Source organism: Mycobacterium sp., assembly GCF_035697385.1.
Lineage (GTDB): Bacteria > Actinomycetota > Actinomycetes > Mycobacteriales > Mycobacteriaceae > Mycobacterium.
Map to the genome: position 1 here is coordinate 1 of NZ_DASSCY010000316.1, position 20,596 is coordinate 20,596.

Consider the following 20,596-nt stretch of genomic DNA (forward strand, 5'->3'; position numbering starts at 1 on the left):
GTGGGGTCGGCCCGTTACCGGGCCGACCCCACAGTGGTTGTTTGTCGGCGAAGCCGACGCTGATCGACGCTACTTGACGGTGACCGTCGCGCCTGCAGCCTCGAGCTTGGTCTTGGCTTCCTCGGCGGCCTCCTTGGCGACCTTCTCGAGCAGCGGCTTGGGGGCGCTGTCGACGAGGTCCTTGGCCTCCTTGAGGCCAAGGCCGGAGACGATCTCGCGGACGACCTTGATGACGCCGATCTTCTTCTCGCCGGCGCCCTCGAGGATGACGTCGAACTCCGACTGCTCCTCGGCGGCCTCGGCGGGTGCACCGCCGGCGGCGGGACCTGCAGCCGCGACGGCGACCGGAGCGGCGGCGGTGACCTCGAAGGTCTCCTCGAACTTCTTGACGAACTCAGAGAGCTCGAGCAGCGTCAGTTCCTTGAACGCGTCGAGCAGGTCGTCGGTGGACAGCTTGGCCATGGTGTGGTCCTTTCGGTGATTTCTTCTGGGCTATTGGGGGTTGTGATTTAAGGACGCCTCTATGCAGCTTCCTCGCTGGCCTTCTTCTCTTGCAGCGCAGCTGCGAGCCTGGCGACCTGCGACGCGGGTGCGTTGAACAGGCCCGCGGCCTTGGACAGGTTGGCCTTCATCGCACCGGCCAGCTTGGCCAGCAGCACCTCGCGCGACTCCAGGTCGGCGATCTGCTCGACCTCGGCCACGCTCAGCGGCCGGCCGTCCATATAGCCGCCCTTGATGACCAGCGCCTTGTTGTCCTTGGCGAAGGTCTTGATCGCCTTGGCGGCGTCGACGGCCTCTCCCTTGACGAACGCGATCGCGGTCGGTCCGACGAACAGCTCGTCGAGACCCTCGATGCCCGCTTCCGCCGCGGCACGCTTGACCAGCGTGTTCTTGGCGACCGTGTAGGTAGCGGAATCACCGAGTGATCGGCGCAGGTCTTTGAGGTTGGCGACGGTCAGCCCGCGGTATTCGGTGACGAGCGTCGCCGTCGCCTCCTTGAACTGCTCGGCGATGTCGGCAACCGCGGTGGCCTTTTCAGCCTTGGCCATGCATGCCTCCTCGTGGTTGGTGTTTCGGGTGCTCCCCCGAAACCGCCCCGAGAATGACGAACGCCCCGACGCAGAAAGGTCGGGGCGCGCATAAGCAGTAGCCTCGTCCTCCTGCGTGGGCCGCCCGGTAATCCCGGGACCTTCAACCGATTTCTCGGTGACCGACGGTCTTCGGTGGAACTGGCCAAGTTTAGCGTGCCGCCCCCCGATCAGCCAAAACGCGTGTGATTTCGGCGTCGTTGGTCGCGCTGAGCGTGACTCAGCACGCCGAAATCACCAAAGAACGAACATGACGACGAGCACGACGATCCGCAGCCATTGCAAGCGGTCCCAGCGCGGCACCGTGCCATCATGCGTGCACTACTCGATCTCCGACTACGGCTTGACGCTGGCGCCGGTGCCGCAAAGTCTGTGCGATTGGGGACGAAAGCACATGCAGCGCAGGCCTTCTCAAGCGTCCAGCAGAGCCGCCGCCCCGACCAGGCCGGCGTCGCCACCGAGCTCCGCCGGCAACACCCGCAGGCCGCGCAGGAAGTCCAGCCCCGCATAGGTCTCCAGCCCGTGGCGCAGCGGGTCGAACAGCAGCCTGCCTGCCTTGGCCACGCCGCCGCCGACGACAACGACGTCCAGGTCACAGACCGCCCCAACGGACGCGATCATTGCGGCCACCGCCATGCCGCCGCGATAGAACGCTCGCAGCGCCACCGGGTGCCCCGTATAGGCCGCGTCGGCCAGTTCTTTGGCGTCGGCTTCTGGCGGTGCATCCCAGCCGTTGTCGCGTGCCCACTGGGCCATCCGCGGGCCCGCTGCGACGGTCTCGACGCAGCCGTGGCCCCCGCACGTGCACAGCCCGCCGTCGGGATCGACGACGACGTGGCCGACGTGCCCGGCGTTTCCCGTGCGTCCGTCGTACGGGGCGCCGTCGAGCACCAGCCCGCCGCCGACGCCGGTCGACACCACCATGCCGAGCAGAAACTCCGCGCCGCGCCCAGCGCCCCGCCACCGCTCGCCGAGCGCCATGCACAACCCGTCGCCGCCCAACCGGACCGGCGCGCCCGCCACTTCGGAAACTCGATCGACGATCGGAAAGTCTTGCCACGCAGTGATATTGATGGGGCTGACGGTTCCTGTCGGCAGGTTGATCGGCCCCGCGGAGGCGACGCCAACGCCTCGGACCCGACCACCGGCCGCGGCGAGGGCCTCGGTGATGAGCGTGTCGGCCACCGCCCACACCGCTTCGCCGTCGCCCTCTGGCGTTGGCAACTTGGCTTGATGAACCAACGTCCCTTCGGCGTCGACGAGGCCGGCGGCGATCTTCGTGCCGCCGATGTCTAGTGCAAGTGCGACGTCCATCAATGCCTATGGGTGTTGTCGGGTTGGCGTGGATCGCCGGGATGTTCGTAGCCGGGCGCAAGTTCGACGAGCTCGGCACGCCTTGCGTCCAGCCACAGCCGGAACGCGCGGCGTTGTGCGGCGCTCCGCAGGTGCCCTGCAACTTCCGTCGTGGTGGCGAATCGCAGTGGGTTGCGGGCTCGGTACGCGGCGACATCCTCATCGGTCACGTCGACCGTGCCCGTGATGTCGACGAACAATGCACGGCCGAGTGGCTGATTCAGCGCGGCGGCTGTGATGCTGCCGATCTCCAACCGAGCCGTCATGTCCGGCAGCAGTTCCTCCTCGGAGGGTGCACCGTCGGCGCCGAGCCCACGCGAGGCCGCCTCCGTCGCCACCACACGTTCGGTCACCAACAGCTGAGTCAGCCAGCGGCGCAGCTGCCGCCCCTCACTGGTTCCCGGCCGGGGCAGCGATGAGGCCACTGCCGAATCACGCAGGCGCTGCTCACGGGCGTCGACCTCGTCCACCGACACCGGGACGCCGCCAACCATCGCCGCAACGCTCATCGCACCGTCACCTTCACCGCGGGCGAATAGATCAGCTGCCCGGCGGCCGCGACGCGAATCAGCGCCCACCATTCGCCGGGCTCCACCCACACCGGCGGCGACACGTTGAAGCTCAGCTCTCTCGTTCCGCGGCCGGGCAGCTCCGCTCCAAAAGCGCTCGGGCCCATCCACTCCCAGGTGCCCCACGGGCTGATGAGGTGCGCCTCGACAGCCAGGTCCGCGTGAGCGTCGGTGCCGACGGTGACCGCCAGTCGTGCGGACGCGCCGGCGTTGACGTCGACCGGGTCGGGTCCGCTGACCAGTCGCAGCACGTCGTGTTCTTCCGGTGCTTCGACCGACACCACGCAGACGTCCTCCACGACTTGGCGCCAGGCTGGCGGTATCGCCGCGGTGTCTCCACCGGTGACGGCGAGTTCGGCGCGAACCGGATACAACCCGGGCGGTACCGACGGCGGGACGGTCAGCACGACTTCGGTCTCCAGGTGCTCGCCGGGCGGCAGCATATACGGCAGCTCGTCCGGGTCGGCCGCCCAGCCGTCAGGGCACAGCAGTTGCACCCGCCCGTGCAGAACGGCGTCGCTGCAGTCGCTGGCCGCGGTGAGACGCAGCAGCACTTGGGAATTCGGCGTCGCATCGACGTGCTGCGGGTGCAGGTAGGCGACGGCAGGCAGGCCACCGAGCGGGGCGGGGCCACGGTTGTGCAACCAATACCTCGCGTAGAGAGGTTGCGCGGCTTCGGCATCGGGAGCAAGCACCGTGTGATCGGCCTCGAGCACCTGGGGCAGGTTGAACCGCGTCAGTACGGTGGCGATCTCGTAACCGTGCAGGCGCAGCCCGTCTGACCCTACTTGGTGAATCCGCGGCTGCTCGAGCAGATCGACGCGGGCCGCCGACGATACCCGGCGCAGCCCGCTTCGCACGACGACATCAGTTGCGGCGCCACGTGTTTCGACCAGGCGAAGCGTAACGCCATCCGACGGGTGGGTGGGCTGGCCGCTGCCGCAGGCCAACGCATTGCCTGCCGACTTCAGCGCGCCAAGAGCCACCGCACCGGCAGGCTCGATTTCCAGAAGCGATCCCCATGCGGGCAATCCACCCGCAGCCCTGGTGTTTTCGCTGACAGCGTGCAGCGGTCGCGAAAACTCGGCACTGAGGGCCGGGACGCCAACGTCTCGCCAATCACCGGCACCGGAGACCAGTGCGTAGTCAAACGTGTGAGTCCAGTGCTGCAGCTGGAAGTTGGAGCCGTCGGGAGCCGTGCGCCTCGGCGGGTCGATCCAGGTGCCGGACGGCCAGCCCGTGCACGAGCGCATGAGTGAGGTGTGCAGCGTGCCGTCGGAATCGACGGCGAAGCCCGGCATCCCGCGGTTGAGCACCGCGACGGTGAACGACTCGAAGGGCTCCAGCTCGGAAGGCACCGTCTGTTCCACGACGATCTCGGAGTCGGCGAGGTCCGTGACGACGGAGGCGACGGCGGAGTCCAGCGACGCTCCCGCGATCACCAGCACTGGCAACGCCCGCACGCCGCGCAGGTCCGCGCCGGGCACCCATTCGTCGGCCAGCGCTGCGGTCGACGGCACCCATACTCGCGCGACGCCGGTGGAGTACAGCTGCCGCTTGAGTTCCTCGGTGTATGCGGGGTCAGCCTCGGCCAGTACCGCTGCGGTGAAGGCGTTTTCGTCGGGGCCGCCCAACGCGATGCGCGCGTCGGGCAAGTTGGAATCGACGGTGAGGTCGCCGTAGCGCGGCTTATCCGCGCTGCTGCAGGTGGCGGTGACACCGGCGCGCGCGAGGGCGACCATGAGCCCACGGGCCAGCGACGCCGACACCGACTCGGTGGGAGACACCACTTCGGCAACCGACACCGCCCGCACTCCGTCGCCCACTCGCACCCTGGCCGCCGAGGACAACCCGAACCAGCCGTACGCGGGGTTGTCCAGGGTCCACGGATGGTGCGCGGCGTCGACGGCCGACTCGGCCGCGTGGCCCGATGTCGCCGACGGACCGGCTCCTGAGTTGTGCATCAACCCAAATCCGCGCCCGATCACCGCGTCGCCGACCTCGCTCACCGGAAGTGCGCCAGGCACGGGGCACGGCCATCGCAGGCGCAGCAGGCGGTCGGTGCCGGTGAATTCGTCGACGGTGGTCCGGCAGTCAACACGGGCCACTCCGCGCCACAATGTCACGGTTTGGGTGTAGCGCAACAGATCTGGAATGCGACCCCGGATGACGACCCGCTCGCCGAGCGGGCCGCGGAACGCCTGCACCTGTGCGACGCCTGCCGACGAACAGACGACCGGCCCCTTGGGCAGCAGGTGCCAAGGGCCCTCGCCGGCCTCAGGATGTGCCGGATACTCGTCGTAGACGGCCAGCTCGTTGCCGACCTTGCCGTCGGCGATCAATTCGCGGCCGGACGCGGTCTCGATCAGCGAACTCACCGCGCCGCCACGCGCGGGTTCCACCCGAAGCGAGTAATGGTCGTTGGCAATAGCGTTGCCGTCCAACGTTTCCCAACTCGTGGCGTCATCAGCGGGCAGGAGCCGGTACGACTGCCAGCCCAGCGACGGCACGTCGGAGGCCAGCCAGCTCACCGACCGTCCGCCATGCTCGACGTGGGCGGGCAGCTCGGCACCGTCGGAGTCGACCACCCGAACTCCGGCGGTGACTGGTCGATCAAGCCGAGCGGTCACGATGTCAGTACGCTTGTGCGCCAACGCATTCCACACCACGACGGGAGCGTCGACCGCACTGGACAGCAGTGCGAGCGCGTTGTCGCGAGCTGTGCGGCCGAGGTCCCACGCGTCGCGCCAGCCGGTCAGCAGGTCGAGGTACACCTGGTCGGATTCCGAGCCGGTGATCGCGTCGTGGTGTGCGCCGTATGCCAGTTGCACCCACGCCTTGGCCAGGGCTGCCTGTGGATATGTGGCACCGCCGAGCAGGCCGGCGAAGACGGCGAACCGTTCGGCGTCGAGCACCGCGTCCTCAGCGGCCCTGTTGGCCTGCTTGGTGTCGATGTAGGACACGTCCTTACCGGTGTAGATCGGGTTCATGTCGCGCGTCTGCGGCGAGGCTTCGACCCCGCGCGCGGCGAGTTCTGCGCGCACCGCGGCGAAGAACTCGCGCGGCAACGCACACACGAACTTCGGCCACGTGTAGCGCGCATTCCAGTCGCGGTGAATTTCGGTGACCCACTTGTTCGGCGGCGTGTAGTCGGTGCCGACCGGCAGAAGCACGTTGCGCGTCAAAGCGACTTTCTTCAGCGTCGCGAACAACTCATATGTCGCGGTCTCGGCCTCGGTGAGCGTCGCCGACGAGTCCATCCACCACCCCGCCGAATAGTGCGCGGGCATGTAGTGGGTCAGCAGGCCACGGCCAGACGGGGCGATCCATTCGAACTCGCTGGAAAACTGCATGCGTTGCGGATCGCCCTGGTTCTGCATCGGGCCCCACTGGTGGTGCGGGCCTCGCGCCCATGAGCTGGACGTCAGCCCGGCGTCGGCGGCCATGCCGGGGAACTGTGGATCGTGCCCGAAGGCGTCGAGCTGCCACGCGGTGGCCGGCTCGGCGCCGAGCACATCGCGTTGAAAGCCCATGCCAGCCACGAAGTTTCGGATGGTCGTCTCGGGGCTCGTCAAGTTCGTGTTCGGTTCGTTGTACGCGCCGCCCATCACCTCGATCCGGCCGTCGGCGATGAACCGGCGCAGATCGGCGCGGTCCTCGGGATGGGTGTCCCAGTACGGCTTGAGGTAGTCCACTTCGGCCAGCACGAACTTGTACTCGGGCTCGCGACGCGCCATCTCCAGATGAGCGCTGACCAGGTCGAAGCCGTTGGTCTGCCGGCACCGTCCTGGCGGGTCCTCGCTCCATGCGCTGGTGTAGGCCGCTTGGGTGTTCCACCACACCGGGTCGTAGTGGAAGTGGCTGATCATGTACATCGTCCAGCCCGGTTCGGCGACGGTGAACACGAACGGCGTCGCGTTGTCACCGACGCGCACCCGTGCGGGGCGCTGTTCGCCGACGGTCGGACGGTCGACGGCCACTGGCACCTCGACGGTCCCGGCAGCGCCGACCGCCGGCGACGGCGTGGTCAGGCCGTCACCGTCGACCGAGACCTCGGCTGCATCGCCGGTGTAGGTGACCCGCACCAGCTGCAGCGGTGAGTCCGGCGGTCCGACGAAGAGCTCCGTCGACTCCGCGGAGATGACGTGCACGCCCAGAAGACTACGGCGTCAGACGCGCGAAACGTCGACAACCAACGCGCGGTGATCCGAGACCGGCAGCCATGGCGCGTTGCATTCGTCAACGCGCAGGGCACGGTCGTCGGTGAGGATGTGGTCGAGCTGATTGCATGGTTCGTCGGCCGGGAATGTCGCCGCTGCGCCGAGAGATCGCAGTCCTGTCCAGCGGCCAGGCGTTGGTGGAGTCATGTTGAGGTCGCCCATGAGCACCCGCGGGCCGGGAAAGCCCCGGAGGTCACGAGCGAGGCTGCGAAGTTGCATCCGGTTCCAGCCGGGCACGAACGACAGGTGAGTGTTCGCGACGGTCAGCGGCCCCAGCGGCGTGTCGAGGTGGGCGATCATCGCCGCGCGCGGCTCTTCGTGCACAACCAAAACTCTCTTCGGTCCCGGCAGGTACATCGGAAACCTCATCGGGATCCGAGGCAGCCTCACGACCTGCCAGCTGTCGGCCGGATACCGCGACAGCAGGGCGATGCCGTATGCGGCGGTACCAGGCTGCTCGTCACCGGTGGCCGCCATCCACGTCGCCCCTGGCGTGCCGGAAATCGCCGCGACGAATCGGTGGCTGACCGCACCCATCGTCTCCGCGGCGACCGCGGTCAGGTCGGTCATACCGGATCGGGGTTGATCGCAGTCGACTTCCTGAAGCGCGAGCACATCGGCATCGATTTGCTTGATGGAATTGACCAGTCGATCCAGCTCAACGCTGCCGTCGTGAACACTGCGTCCGTGCAGAATGTTGAAGGTGGCCATCCGCATGGGTACTTAGTACCCACGATGACTACCCCGCCACGCAATGACGACCTTCGCGACGCGCTCAAACGCGCTGCCTCCGCGCTCAAGGCGCATGGACCTGAGTTCGCACTGGCCGGCAGTTATGCGCTGTGGGTGTACGGCGGGCCCGAACCCGTGCACGACGTCGATTTCGTGGTCGCCGAACCGGATACCGAAGCCGCGGCCCTTACGCTGGAGAAAGCCGGGTTCAGCATCGAGCGCACCCCGGAAGACTGGCTGTTCAAGGCGTGTGTCGGAGATGATTTCGTCATCGACGTGCTGCACCAGCTCAATGGAAAACCGATAGATGCGCAGGCGATTGCCTCCGCCGAGGAACTCGATGTGCTGGCCATCCGGATGCGTGTACTTTCGCCCACACACGTCATCACCGAGAAGCTGACCTCCCTGAACGAACACCACTGCGACTTCTCGGCCCTGCTTCCCGCCGTGCGCGCGGTCCGCGAGCAGGTGGACTGGGACCAGGTTCGGGCGCAGACGGCCGACAACCCTTTCGCGGTGGCATTCCTGTTTCTCACTGACCGGCTGGGCATCACCGTCTGACGGCTGCGCGGGCGATCCGCTCGGCGACGGCACCGACCGCACGCGCCACCTCGGGTGGTTCGAGAACTTCGAACTCGCAACCCGGCAGCGCGAAGTAGAACACCATTCGTTCAGGGTCATCGGCACCTGCGGTGAGGATGCAGGCTTGCGGTCCGTCCGGCTCGATTGTCACCGAGGCCGATGAGAAATGCTGTGCCACAACGTGTTCGGGTGCGTGGAATCGGACTCGCGCCACGTAGCGGTACGGGGATGCGCTGATCGATCGCCGGATGTAGCTGGCCGCGTCGGGCGAATCGCGGACGACGAACGTGCTGCCGAGCGCGCGCACATCGGCCATCCGATCCAGCCGGAGGCTGCGCCAGTCCTGGCGGTCGCGGTCGTAAGCCAGCAGGTACCAGCGCCTGCCCGTCGTCACCAGCTGGTAGGGCTCGAGCCGCCGCTCGGTGCTGTTGCCGTCGCGGTCGACGTAGCCGGCGTTGACGTGTTCATGGTCGCGACAAGCACGGGCCAGCGTCATCAGAACGTCGGGCTCCACGGGCGAATCGGAGTAGTTCGACGGCAGCGTCACCGTCGCGTCGTGCACGGCCGATACCTGCGAACGCAGCCGAGCCGGCATGACCTGGTCCAGTTTGCTCAGCGCGCGCAGCGCCGACTCCCCCACGCCGGCCACGCTGCCACCGGCGGCCAGCCGCAGGCAGACCGCCATCGCCACCGCTTCGTCGGGATCGAGCAGCAATGGCGGCAACGCCGCGCCTGCGCCGAGTTGATACCCGCCGCCGTGGCCCTTGCTGGCCTGCACCGGATAGCCGAGGTCGCGCAGCCGTTCCACGTCGCGGCGCACACTGCGACCCGTCACGCCGAGCCGCTCGGCGAGCTCCTCGCCCGTCCACACCCTCCGGGACTGCAGCAACCCGAGAAGCTGCAATACCCGACTCGTCGTTTCCGCCATGCGATCACCTTGCCGCGCTTATAGGACCGAAACTGTCCTATGCAGGTGTCAGGCTAGTCGCATGAGCCCGAAGACCACGCAATACAGCCTGATCAGCCAGCTCGCCGACCAGCTCGACTGGCACTGGACACACCAGCTGAGGCCACGACTCGACGGCCTCACCGACGACGAGTATTTCTGGCAGCCGGTGCCGGACTGCTGGACGGTGCATCCGGACGGCGGTATCGATTTCGCCTATCCGGAGCCGCAGCCCGCACCGTTCACCACGATCGCGTGGCGCCTGGCGCACGTCATCGTCGGCGTGTTCGCCATGCGCAGCCATTCCCATTTCCGCAGACCGCAAGCCAGCTACCAGACTTGGAAGTACGCAACCGACGCCGCGACCGCGCTGCGCCAGCTCGACGACGAATATGCAAAATGGCTCGACGGTGTGCGGAGCTTGTCCGAAGATGACTTGGCGCGGCCATGCGGTCCGGCCGAAGGTCCGTATGCCGACTACCCTTTCATCGCGCTGATCCTGCACATCAATCGGGAGGTCATCCACCACGGCGCCGAAATCGCTTGCATCCGAGATCTTTACGCGCACACCAACCAACAGAAGGGCAATTAACCATGGTCGGAACGCCGCTACCCGTCTCGGGCGAGCAGCAGTCCTTGGTCGAGTTCCTCCGGTTCAACCAGAACGCGTTCTTTGCGGTGGCCTATGGCCTTACCGACGACCAGGCGCGGTCCACCCCGTCTGTGAGCACACTGTCCGTCGGCGGACTCATCAAGCACGCCGCCAATGTTCAGAAGGGTTGGGTGGAGCGGGTGCAGTTTGCGCCGGATTTTCCTCCGCAGGACGAGCGCCCTATGAACGAGATCATGGCCGAGTACGCCGACCAGTACGTGATGCGTGACGACGAAACGCTTGATCAGTTGCTCGACATACTGAAAAAGCAGAACGCCGAGACTCTGCGGGTTTTCGCCGAAGCCGATCTCGACACACCGGTGCCGGTGCCGCACGACGTGCCATGGTTCCCACAGGACATCGACCAGTGGTCGGTGCGCTGGGTCGGGCTGCACCTCATCGAGGAGCTGACGCGCCATGCCGGGCACGCCGACATCATTCGCGAATCTGTCGACGGTGCAACGATGTACGAGCTGATGGCCGGTGTGGAGGGTTGGCCCGAGACGGATTGGATCAAGCCCTGGAAGCCGCGCGAAGACGCGACGAGCGGCGGCTGACCCTCGCGTAGCGCGCCGGGCTCATCCCGACCCGGCGCCGGAAGTGGCGGGCAAGGTGGCTGGCGTCGGTGAAACCCGTGCGCCGAGCCACCTCCGCCACCAGCAGGCCGCCCCGCTCCAGCAGCGTCCTCGCGGCCTCGACCCTGCGGCGCAGCACGAACTCGTGCACGGTGATCCCGGTCGTCGACTTGAACGCGCGGCTGAAGTGGTAGGGGCTCATCGGCACCGCGGCGGCCAGGTCGGCCAGGCGCAGTGGCTCGGAAAGTCGCGCCTCGACGAGGTCGCGAACCCGTTGCAGCTCTGGCTTCGTCAGGCCCGGGCCGTTGCTGGGAGCCGCGAGGCGCCCGTAGACACCCACAAGATGGGCAGCCAACGCGGTGCGCACGGAGTCGACGAACAGGCCGGTGGCCGCGCCCGACTCGAGCCCGTGCAGCAAGGCGTGCGCGAGATGAAAAACCCGGCTGTCGGCGCCAAAGTAGCTGTCGGCCAACTCGACTGAGCCGCCGTCGAGCATTTCGGCGGCCACCCGGTCGACCGATTCCGGGCTCAGCGCAACGTTGATGGTGTCGACGGTGCCATCCCAGGCGGCGCGTGTGACGACACCGGCCGGGCGGTACACCACGTCACCGCGCAGTTGCGGCACAGTGTGCGACCGGCCGCCGGTGAAGTCGACGTACCGCGTCGGCGGGGTGATCAGCACGCTGAGCAGGTGCCACGGCATATAGCCGTCCGGCTCGTTTGGTGGAAGCGATTGCCGCTCAAGGGCGATCCCGTCCCAGCCGGCGTCGTCGCTGGACACGACGATCGTGTCGTCGGTTGCCAGGCGCACCGGCTGATCGGTCAGGCCGTCGTAGAGAAAGAGCCGGCTGCTCGGCATACGCACGAATGTACTGCGATGGCGCACAGATGTACTCGCCAAATTTGCAGCGTCCGGTTGGCTTGCCCGCATGAGATACAAACTGCTGGGCCGCAGCGGGTTGCGGGTGTCCGAGGTTGCGCTGGGCGCGATGACGTTCACGGACAGGGGCATGAGCTGGGGCGCGACACCTGAGGACGCCAAGGCCATGTTCGATCTGTTCGCCGAGGCCGGTGGCACGTTCATCGACACCGCCAACATCTACGGCGACGACGTCGGCGGGCAGGAGGGCGCCTCCGAGCGGGTGCTCTCCGATCTGCTGGCCGCCGACCGGGAGCATTTCGTGGTGGCGACGAAGTACACGTCGTCCAACACCGAGGACATCTCGCGTAGCGGCAACTCGTTGAAGTCCATGCGGCAATCGGTGGACGCCAGCCTGCGCGCCCTCCGATGCGACTACATCGACCTGCTGTGGCTGCACACCTGGGACGCCACCACGCCCGTCGACGAGGTCCTGCGCGGCGCCGATCAGCTGATCACCGCGGGCAAGGTGCTGTACTTCGCGTTCTCGGACACGCCCGCATGGGTGGTCTCCTATGCCGCCGCGATGGCGGAGGCGCGCGGTTGGACACAGCCCGTCGCCATCCAGGTGGAGTACAGCCTGGCCCAGCGCACGCCGGAGCGCGACCTGCTCCCGATGGCCCAGTCCCTGGATCTCGCGGTTTTGGCGTGGTCGCCACTCGCGGGCGGCGTCCTGAGCGGCAAGTACCGTGGCGGCGCTGCCAGCGCGCAGACCCACCGCCTCGCGGATGCGGCCTTCGAGTTCTTCGAAAAGCCCGGCGGCGACACGACGGAGCAGATCGCCGACGAAGTCGTCACAATCGCGGGCGAACTCGACGTGCCGCCCGTTCAGGTCGCGCTGGCCTGGCTCCTGCAGCGGCCAGGAGTAGTGATTCCCATTCTCGGCGCCCGCAGACCCGAGCAATTGCGGCAGAACCTGGATTCGATTGAGCTGCAATTGGATTCGGAGCAGCTGCGCCGGCTCGACGAAGTAAGTGCGCCGTCGCTGGGCTTCCCACATGAGTTCCTGGCCAGCCCGAATGTGCGGCGCTTCTCCGTCTCGGGATATTTCGACCGGCTCGACAACCACCACCCATTCGGGGCAGCAACGACATAGCAACCACGTCCTCGACTTCGTCGACCCGGTAGACAGGAGAGATGCAGACCCGAAGCGGCAGAGCTGACTGCGGTCCCGTAGACCTGTTCTACGAAGACCTCGGCGACCCGCGTGACCCACCGGTGCTGCTGATCATGGGCGTCGGCGCGCAGTTGCCGATGTGGCCGGACGGATTCTGCGCGCAGCTGCTCAAGCGGGGCTATCGGGTGATCCGCTTCGACCACCGCGACACCGGTCTGTCGACGAAGTTGGGTGGCCAACGCGCCAAAGGCTCGGTCTATCCGCGAGTGTTGCGCTACGCGGTCGGAAGGACGAGCGCAGTGCCGTACACGCTTGTCGACCTGGCCGATGACGTCAAAGGCCTGCTTGACCACCTCGGCATCGACCGCGCCCACGTGGTCGGTGCGTCGATGGGCGGCATGATCGCGCAGGTGCTGGCGGGCAGCCACGCTGACCGGGTGGCGTCGCTGGGCATCATCATGTCGAGCTCGGGCAAGCCGTTGTCGGCGCTTCCGCGGTGGCGGGTGATCAAGCTGGCGTTCGGCGCGCCGGCAAAAGATGCGCCTGCCGAAGAGCGGTTGGCGTCCGAGGTTCGCAACATCTCGATCATCAATGGCCCCAACTTCCTGCCACCCGTCGCTGACCTGCGCCGCCGCGTGGAGGAGCTGCGCGCTCGCAGCGACTACCCGCAGGGCATGCTGCGGCAGTTCGACGCCATTCTCGGTACCGGCAGCCTGCTGAAATACGCGCGGAAGATCACCGCGCCGACCGTCGTGGTGCACGGCTCGCAGGATCCGATGGTTCGGCCGCGAAACGGCCGCAACCTGGCCCGCATCATCGACGGCGCACGCTATGTCGTCGTCGACGGAATGGGCCATGACCTGCCCGAACCGGTGTGGCGTCCGGTGGTCGAGGCGCTGACGGAGAACTTCGCGATAGCGGCGGGGCGCCTGTGACCCGGTCCACACGGATTCGGAGCATTACCCCAGACTTTGAGACACTGCAAACCATGAGTACCACGCCAAAGACCAAGCACCGCGAGGTGGCCAAGCTGGACCGGGTGCCGTTGCCGGTCGAGGCCGCCCGCATCGGCGCAACGGGTTGGCAGATAACCCGCACCGGCGCGCGAGTCGTCACCAAGCTCACCGGCCGCGGTTCGTTACAGCAAAAGATCATCAAGCAGATTCCGAAGACGTTCTCCGATCTGGGACCCACCTACGTCAAATTCGGCCAGATCATCGCATCCAGCCCGGGCGCGTTCGGCGAGTCGATGTCGAGGGAGTTCCGCGGTCTGCTCGACGCGGTCCCACCGGCCGATCCTGACGAAGTGCACAAGCTGTTCAAGGACGAACTCGGCGACGATCCCTCCAAGCTGTTCAAAACCTTCGAGGACAGGCCGTTCGCTTCGGCATCGATCGCGCAGGTGCACTACGCGACCCTGCATAGCGGCGAGGAGGTGGTCGTCAAGATCCAGCGGCCCGGAATCCGACGCCGCGTCGCCGCGGATCTGCAGATCCTCAAGCGCGGTGCACAACTCGTCGAGATGGCCAAGCTGGGCCGGCGGCTGTCCGCACAGGATGTCGTCGCCGACTTCGCCGACAACCTCGCCGAGGAACTCGACTTCCGGCTCGAGGCGCAGTCGATGGACGCGTGGGTCTCGCACATGCATGCTTCCCCGCTTGGTCGCAACATCCGTGTGCCGCAAGTCTATTGGGACCTGACCAGCGAGAAGGTGCTGACGATGGAGCGGGTGCAGGGCATCCGCATCGACGACGCCGCCGCCATCCGTAAGGCCGGCTTCGACGGCACCGAACTGGTGAAAGCCTTGCTGTTCAGCGTCTTTGAGGGCGGGTTGCGACATGGCCTGTTCCACGGCGACCTGCACGCAGGCAACTTGTACGTCGACCCGGACGGCAAGATCGTCTTCTTCGACTTCGGCATCATGGGCCGCATCGATCCCCGGACGCGGTGGCTGCTACGAGAACTGGTCTATGCGCTGCTGGTGAAGAAGGACCACGCCACGGCCGGCAAGATCGTCGTGATGATGGGTGCCGTCGGCACCGTCAAGCCCGAGGCGCAGGCCGCCAAGGATCTGGAGAAATTCGCCACGCCGCTGACCATGACGTCCCTTGGCGATATGTCATATGCCGAAATCGGTAAGCAGCTATCGGTTTTGGCCGAGGCCTACGACGTCAAGCTGCCGCGCGAACTCGTGCTGATCGGCAAGCAGTTCCTCTACGTCGAGCGCTACATGAAGCTGCTGGCCCCGAAGTGGCAGATGATGTCCGATCCGCAGCTGACGGGTTACTTCGCCAACTTCATGGTCGAGGTCAGCCGTGAGCACTCCGACGAGCTGGAGAGCTAGCTTGCAGGTCCGTACCGGCACCGCCCGGAGCCGCGTAGGCGGCGACATTCAATCAGAGCCCGGCGACGTCCAAATCTACTACGAGGACATGGGCGACCCGAACGACCCCGCCGTCTTACTCATCATGGGCCTCGGTGCGCAGCTTCTGTTGTGGCGCAAGGGTTTCTGCGAGAAGCTGGTCAATCAGGGCCTGCGCGTCATCCGCTACGACAACCGCGACGTTGGCCTGTCCACCAAGATCACCGGCCACCACACCGGCTCCCCGCTGCTCCCGCGGATGGTGCGCTCGTTCCTCGGTCTTCGCAGCCCCGCGGTCTACACGCTGGAAGACATGGCCGACGACGCCGCGGCACTGCTCGACCATCTGCACATCGACAAGGCACACGTCGTCGGCGGCTCGATGGGCGGAATGATCGCCCAAGTCTTCGCGGCCACGCACGCCAACCGAACCAAGAGCCTCGCGGTGATCTTCTCCAGCAACAACCAGCCCGCACTGCCGCCGCCGGGACCCAAACAGTTGACGGCCATCCTGGCGCGCCCGAAGGACTCGTCGCGAGAGGCCATCATCGAAAACGCGGTTCGGGTCAGCAAAATCATCGGCAGCCCCGGATACCCCGCGCCGGAGGATCGGATCCGCGCCGAGGCGATCGAGGGCTACGACCGCGCCTACTACCCCGCCGGCATCGCCAGGCACTTCGCGGCGATCCTCGGTAGCGGAAGCCTGCTGCGCTACGACCGGCAGATCTGTGCGCCGACGGTGGTGATCCACGGGAAGGCCGACAAGCTGATGCGGCCGTCCGGCGGCCGGGCCCTCGCCCGCGCTATCGGAGGTGCGAGGTTGGTGCTGTTCGACGGCATGGGCCATGAACTGCCCGAACCGCTGTGGGACGACATCGTCGGGGAGCTGAAGACCAACTTCGCTGAGGCTGTGTAGGCCCTGCCCCTGGGCCGTCGATTGGTTAGCGAAGGTTCCGATCGCGTAGCATTCGGTCCAGTGCATCAGCGCTTGTCAGCCGTCATCGACGACGCAGGCAATGCTTCTGAAACGCAAGAAAGGCACTACAACCTCATGGCCCCAACGCGCGATTTGAAGCCTCATTTCGAGGACGTCCAGGCCCACTACGACCTGTCCGACGAGTTCTTCCGCCTCTGGCTTGATCCCACCCAGACCTATAGCTGCGCGTACTTCGAGCGCGACGACATGACGCTGGAAGAGGCCCAGCTCGCCAAGATCGATCTGGCGCTGGGCAAGCTGGGGCTGCAGCCCGGAATGACGCTGCTCGATATCGGCTGCGGGTGGGGTTCGACGATGATGCGGGCAATCGAGAAATACGACGTCAACGTCATCGGGCTCACGCTCAGCGAGAACCAAAAGGCCCATGTCGAAACGCTTTTCGCCGAACTGGATGAAAAGGGCAGCGCACGTACCAAGCGCGTGCTGCTGCAGGGCTGGGAGCAGTTCAAAGAACCGGTCGACCGGATCGTGTCGATCGGCGCGTTCGAGCATTTCGGATTCGACCGTTATGACGACTTCTTCAAAATGGCCCACGAGGCGCTGCCAGACGACGGTGTCATGCTTCTGCACACCATCACCGCGCTGACGCTGCCTCAGATGGCTGACCGCAAGATCCCGCTGACGTTCAACGTGGCGCGATTCGTGAAGTTCATCCTCACCGAGATCTTCCCCGGCGGCCGGCTGCCGTCGATCGAGAAGGTCACGGATCATTCCGAAAAGGCCGGGTTCACGCTGACCCGTCGCCAATCGCTGCAGCTGCATTACGCGCGGACGCTGGACACCTGGGCCGAAGCGCTCGAGGCGCACAAGGACGAGGCCATCGCCGTGCAGAGCCAAGAGGTCTACGACCGGTACATGCACTACCTCACCGGCTGCGCGAAAGGCTTCCGCGACGGATACATCGACGTCAACCAGTTCACGCTTGCCAAATAGACGTTACGCGGATCCCCAAGTGACGGGGCCGTAGCATGCCTCGGATGGCCGACCTGACTCCTCATTTCGAGGACGTGCAGTCGCACTACGACCTGTCGGACGACTTCTACCGGTTGTTCCTCGATGCGACGCAGACCTACAGCTGCGCGTACTTCGAGCGCGACGACATGACGCTGGAAGAGGCGCAGCTCGCCAAGATCGATCTTTCGCTGGGCAAGCTGGGCCTGCAACCAGGGATGACGCTGCTCGACATCGGCTGCGGGTGGGGCGCGACGATGAAGCGGGCCGTCGAGAAATACGACGTCAACGTCATTGGGCTGACGCTCAGCGAGAACCAGAAAGCCCACGTGGAGAAGGTTTTCGCCGGAATGGATGGCCCGCGCTCCACGCGCGTGCTGCTGCAGGGCTGGGAACAGTTCGACGAGCCCGTCGATCGCATCGTCTCTATCGGCGCCTTCGAACACTTCGGCGTCGACCGCCACGAGGGCTTCTTCGAGATGGCCGGTGCGGTGCTGCCGCAGGACGGCGTCATGCTCCTGCACACCATCACCAGGCTGACGCTGGCCGAACTCAAGGAACAAGCCATACCGCTGACGATGGATGCCGCGCGGTTCGCCAGCTTCATTTCGAAGGAGATCTTTCCCGGCGGACACCTGCCGACGATCGAAGCGGTGCAGACGCAGGCCGCCGACGCCGGCTTGACGGTTACCCGGACCCAGTCTCTGCAGATGCACTACGCGCGGACGCTCGACATCTGGGCCCAGGCGCTACAGGCGCGCCGGGATGAGGCGATCGCCGTCCAATCCGAAGATGTCTACGCGCGGTATATGAAGTACCTGACCGGCTGCGCGGACATGTTCAGGAACCGCTACATCGACGTCAACCAGTTCACGCTGGCCAAGTAGCGCAGCTAGGCAAATTGGAGTCGACGACAGGCGAAACGCTAGGGTGTACCGCTAGTTCGCCCGTCAAGAGCCGGCAACAAGTTAGGGTGCGCGTACGGCGTCACGAGGAAAGGCCAACCAGGGGAAACATGTCTGACAACTCAACCGGCACGAAGGATATGCGGCCTCACTTCGAGGACATCCAGGCCCACTACGACCTGTCGGACGACTTCTTCGGCGTGTTCCAGGACCCGACACGCAAGTACAGCTGCGCGTACTTCACCGGGCCCGATGTCACGTTGTCCGAGGCACAGGTCGCCAACGTCGACCAGCACCTGGACAGGCTCGACCTCAAGCCCGGCATGACGCTGCTCGAGGTCGGCTGCGGCTGGGGCCTGACGCTGCAACGCGCGATGGAGAAGTACGACGTCAACGTCATCGGCCTGACGCTGAGCAAGAACCAGCAGGCGTACTGCAACCAGCTGCTGAAGAACGCCAACAGCGACCGCACTTTTGACGTACGGCTGGAGGGCTGGGAGCAATTCCACAGCCCGGTCGACCGGATCGTGTCCATCGAGGCCTTCGAGCATTTCGGCTTCGAGCGCTACGACGACTACTTCAAGACCTGCTTCGACATCATGCCCGACGACGGCCGGATGACCATCCAGAGCAGCGTCGGCTTCCACCCGTACGACCTCGCCGAGCGCGGCAAGAAGCTGACCTTTGACCTGGCACGTTTCGTGAAGTTCATCATCACCGAAATCTTCCCCGGCGGCCGGATCCCGACCACCAAGATGATGGTCGAGCACGGCGAAAAGGCCGGGTTCGTTGTTCCGGAAGTGATGTCGCTGCGTAACCACTACATCAAGACGTTGGGCATCTGGGCAGGCAGGCTCGAAGCCAACAAGGATGCGGCCATCGCCGCCACCGATGAGGAGAACTACCACCGCTACATGCGGTATCTGACGGGCGCGCAGTACTACTTCATCGACGAGAGCATCGATGTCAGCCTGGTGACCTACCTCAAGCCGGGCGCGGCCGCGTAGCTTGCCCGGCATCGCCAAACTCCACAGCAAACCTCCGGCTGTACGCGTGTGTGGGGGATTTTCGGTTTGATATCTGCTTAGCTGTGGCGCAGGACAAGTGGGACCTCAGGGGGTTGGGGCAAGGTGTCGGACAGAGCAGTCATCTCGGAGAAGATGCGCAAGAACTTCAAGAATATCCACGCGCACTATGACCTCTCCGACGATTTCTTCGGGTTGTTCCAAGATCCCAGCCGCATCTACAGCTGCGCGTACTTCGAGCCCGAAGACCTGACCCTGCAAGAGGCTCAGCTTGCGAAGGTTGACCTGCACTTGGACCGGCTGGACTTGAAGCCGGGAATGACCCTGTTGGACATCGGATGTGGCTGGGGCGCGCCGATGAAGCGGGCAATCGAGCGGCACGACGTCAACGTGGTCGGATTGACGTTGAGCAGAAATCAGCACGCAGCCAGTCAGCGGTTGCTCGACGATCTCGACACCGATCGCAGTCGGCGAGTGCTGCTGCGCGGTTGGGAGGAGTTCGACGAACCTGTCGACCGCATTCTGTCTATCGAGGCGTTCGAGCACTTCGGGTTCGAGCGCTACGACGACTTTTTCAAGAACTGCTTCGCCATCATGCCCGACGACGGCCGGATGACCATCCAGAGCAACGTCTGCTATCACCCCGAGGAGTTCCTGGCGCGCGGGATACCCCTGTCTTTCTCGGTATTGCGGTTCATCAAGTTCATGGTCACCGAGATCTTTCCCGGTGCTCGCCTCCCGATGGCACAGATGATGAGGGACCACGGCGAGGCGGCCGGCTTCATTGTCGATGAACCGATGTCGCTGCGCTCGCACTACGTCAAGACCCTGACCTTGTGGGGCGACGCGCTAGAGGCCAACAGGGCGGCGGCGATCGAGATCCAATCCGAAGAGGTCTACGACAATTACATGAAGTACCTGCGCGGCTGCGCCGAGAAGTTCGCCGGCGAATACATCGATGTTCACCTGGTGACTTACCTGAAGCCGGGCGCCGCAGCATAGCGTCGGGCGCAGGCTCAGTCGTCACAGAAGCCACAGGAACCTCTCGGCTAGGCGACTAAGGAAGTGCCCGCCTCACGGCGACAACGCGGCTGTCGCTCGAAAGTCGCTGCGGGGCGGGCAAATAGCGGTCCGTTGGATGCGGTGGCGGATGTGGCGGGGCGGCAGGACGCTACGAATTTTCGACTCGGCTTAGCGGTGCCTAGGCCGCAGCCTTCTCGTTGTCCGCGTCCTGGTTGTCGGCCTTCTTGTCGTCGTCCGCGTCCTTGTCGGCGTCGGCCTTCTCGTCGTCGGCGTTCTCATCCTTCTCGCCGCCGGCCTCGGTGTCCTTTTCGTCGTCAGCCTTGGCCGGTGTTTCGTCGTCCAGCGTGCCGTCGTCCTCGGTCACCTCTGAGGTCTCTGCGGGATCGGTGTTCTTTTCGTCCTCCGGCTTGGTCACGGCCGGCCCGTCCACCGGTGTCGTCTCCTCCTCGGCCTCAGACTCGACCGCCTCGCGCACCAGCGCAAGGGTCGGTGCCTTCGTCGTCTCCTCGCCGGTATCAGACGACTTGGCCAGCGGCGTGGCCGCATCCTCGGTCTCGATCGGCGCCGAGGCGGCGAGTGT

At 65.6% G+C, this 20,596-nt stretch carries 21 protein-coding genes; 12 read left to right on the forward strand and 9 right to left on the reverse strand.

Annotated features, from left to right (window positions below; genetic code table 11):
• Positions 1–69: 69 nt before the first annotated feature.
• The gene (rplL, locus tag VFH65_RS26690) at positions 70–462 is read right to left on the reverse strand and encodes a 50S ribosomal protein L7/L12 (RefSeq protein WP_192692779.1); all 393 of its coding nucleotides are present in this window, start codon (positions 460–462) and stop codon (positions 70–72) included.
• Between the two features lie 59 nt (positions 463–521).
• Positions 522–1,049 carry a 50S ribosomal protein L10 gene (gene rplJ, locus VFH65_RS26695; RefSeq protein ID WP_353325760.1) on the reverse strand — a complete coding sequence of 176 codons (528 nt, stop codon included), beginning with the start codon at positions 1,047–1,049 and terminating at the stop codon, positions 522–524.
• 289 nt (positions 1,050–1,338) lie between these two features.
• On the opposite strand from rplJ, the gene VFH65_RS26700 reads away from it, so the two are divergent.
• Positions 1,339–1,599 carry a winged helix-turn-helix transcriptional regulator gene (locus VFH65_RS26700; protein WP_353325762.1) on the forward strand — a complete coding sequence of 87 codons (261 nt, stop codon included), beginning with the start codon at positions 1,339–1,341 and terminating at the stop codon, positions 1,597–1,599.
• Here the strand turns inward: VFH65_RS26700 and VFH65_RS26705 are convergent.
• Genes VFH65_RS26705 through VFH65_RS26720 form a run of 4 tightly spaced genes read right to left on the reverse strand, consistent with a single transcriptional unit; the run spans position 1,500 to position 7,947 of the window.
• Positions 1,500–2,402 carry an ROK family protein gene (locus VFH65_RS26705; RefSeq protein WP_353325763.1) on the reverse strand — a complete coding sequence of 301 codons (903 nt, stop codon included), beginning with the start codon at positions 2,400–2,402 and terminating at the stop codon, positions 1,500–1,502. The genes VFH65_RS26700 and VFH65_RS26705 overlap by 100 nt on opposite strands.
• Positions 2,402–3,040, reverse strand: coding sequence for a DUF7158 domain-containing protein (locus VFH65_RS26710; RefSeq protein ID WP_414688518.1), 639 nt, complete (start codon positions 3,038–3,040; stop codon positions 2,402–2,404). The genes VFH65_RS26705 and VFH65_RS26710 overlap by 1 nt, the downstream gene beginning before the upstream one ends.
• Positions 2,947–7,161, reverse strand: a complete 4,215-nt coding sequence (locus tag VFH65_RS26715; RefSeq protein WP_353325767.1) for an NEW3 domain-containing protein — start codon at positions 7,159–7,161, stop codon at positions 2,947–2,949. The genes VFH65_RS26710 and VFH65_RS26715 overlap by 94 nt, the downstream gene beginning before the upstream one ends.
• A gap of 18 nt (positions 7,162–7,179) precedes the next feature.
• Positions 7,180–7,947 (reverse strand): endonuclease/exonuclease/phosphatase family protein, encoded by a 768-nt coding sequence (locus tag VFH65_RS26720; protein WP_353325769.1) that lies wholly within the window; start codon positions 7,945–7,947, stop codon positions 7,180–7,182.
• 18 nt (positions 7,948–7,965) lie between these two features.
• On the opposite strand from VFH65_RS26720, the gene VFH65_RS26725 reads away from it, so the two are divergent.
• Entirely contained in the window at positions 7,966–8,523 is a 558-nt protein-coding gene (locus VFH65_RS26725; protein WP_353325771.1) for a hypothetical protein, read from the forward strand.
• Here VFH65_RS26725 and VFH65_RS26730 read toward each other — a convergent pair.
• The gene (locus VFH65_RS26730) at positions 8,513–9,472 is read right to left on the reverse strand and encodes a helix-turn-helix transcriptional regulator (protein WP_353325772.1); all 960 of its coding nucleotides are present in this window, start codon (positions 9,470–9,472) and stop codon (positions 8,513–8,515) included. The two genes, VFH65_RS26725 and VFH65_RS26730, sit on opposite strands and share 11 nt — an antisense overlap.
• Before the next feature lie 61 nt (positions 9,473–9,533).
• On the opposite strand from VFH65_RS26730, the gene VFH65_RS26735 reads away from it, so the two are divergent.
• A complete protein-coding gene (locus tag VFH65_RS26735; protein WP_353325774.1) occupies positions 9,534–10,082 on the forward strand; it encodes a DinB family protein in 549 nt (182 codons plus the stop codon).
• A 2-nt stretch (positions 10,083–10,084) separates the two neighbouring features.
• On the forward strand, positions 10,085–10,699 hold the full coding sequence (locus tag VFH65_RS26740; RefSeq protein WP_353325776.1) for a DinB family protein: 615 nt from the start codon (positions 10,085–10,087) through the stop codon (positions 10,697–10,699).
• Here VFH65_RS26740 and VFH65_RS26745 read toward each other — a convergent pair.
• Positions 10,656–11,576, reverse strand: a complete 921-nt coding sequence (locus VFH65_RS26745) for an AraC family transcriptional regulator (protein WP_353325777.1) — start codon at positions 11,574–11,576, stop codon at positions 10,656–10,658. The genes VFH65_RS26740 and VFH65_RS26745 overlap by 44 nt on opposite strands.
• A 70-nt stretch (positions 11,577–11,646) precedes the next feature.
• On the opposite strand from VFH65_RS26745, the gene VFH65_RS26750 reads away from it, so the two are divergent.
• The 8 genes from VFH65_RS26750 to VFH65_RS26785 all read left to right on the forward strand — a co-directional run bounded on the left by VFH65_RS26750 (position 11,647) and on the right by VFH65_RS26785 (position 19,995).
• Positions 11,647–12,732 carry an aldo/keto reductase gene (locus VFH65_RS26750; RefSeq protein WP_353325779.1) on the forward strand — a complete coding sequence of 362 codons (1,086 nt, stop codon included), beginning with the start codon at positions 11,647–11,649 and terminating at the stop codon, positions 12,730–12,732.
• 41 nt (positions 12,733–12,773) lie between these two features.
• On the forward strand, positions 12,774–13,688 hold the full coding sequence (locus tag VFH65_RS26755) for an alpha/beta fold hydrolase (RefSeq protein ID WP_353325781.1): 915 nt from the start codon (positions 12,774–12,776) through the stop codon (positions 13,686–13,688).
• 53 nt (positions 13,689–13,741) lie between these two features.
• On the forward strand, positions 13,742–15,097 hold the full coding sequence (locus VFH65_RS26760; RefSeq protein ID WP_353325783.1) for an ABC1 kinase family protein: 1,356 nt from the start codon (positions 13,742–13,744) through the stop codon (positions 15,095–15,097).
• 1 nt (position 15,098) lies between these two features.
• Entirely contained in the window at positions 15,099–16,031 is a 933-nt protein-coding gene (locus VFH65_RS26765) for an alpha/beta fold hydrolase (RefSeq protein ID WP_353325784.1), read from the forward strand.
• 135 nt (positions 16,032–16,166) lie between these two features.
• Entirely contained in the window at positions 16,167–17,045 is an 879-nt protein-coding gene (locus VFH65_RS26770; protein ID WP_353325786.1) for a cyclopropane mycolic acid synthase family methyltransferase, read from the forward strand.
• A gap of 44 nt (positions 17,046–17,089) precedes the next feature.
• Entirely contained in the window at positions 17,090–17,950 is an 861-nt protein-coding gene (locus tag VFH65_RS26775; protein ID WP_353325787.1) for a cyclopropane mycolic acid synthase family methyltransferase, read from the forward strand.
• Between the two features lie 128 nt (positions 17,951–18,078).
• The gene (locus VFH65_RS26780) at positions 18,079–18,975 is read left to right on the forward strand and encodes a cyclopropane mycolic acid synthase family methyltransferase (RefSeq protein ID WP_353325789.1); all 897 of its coding nucleotides are present in this window, start codon (positions 18,079–18,081) and stop codon (positions 18,973–18,975) included.
• Between the two features lie 153 nt (positions 18,976–19,128).
• Positions 19,129–19,995: a cyclopropane mycolic acid synthase family methyltransferase gene (locus tag VFH65_RS26785; protein ID WP_353325793.1), complete on the forward strand. Its 867-nt coding sequence runs from the start codon at positions 19,129–19,131 to the stop codon at positions 19,993–19,995.
• A 199-nt stretch (positions 19,996–20,194) separates the two neighbouring features.
• Here the strand turns inward: VFH65_RS26785 and VFH65_RS26790 are convergent.
• A partial coding sequence (locus VFH65_RS26790; RefSeq protein ID WP_353325791.1) for a hypothetical protein occupies positions 20,195–20,596 on the reverse strand: 402 nt, incomplete at its 5' end.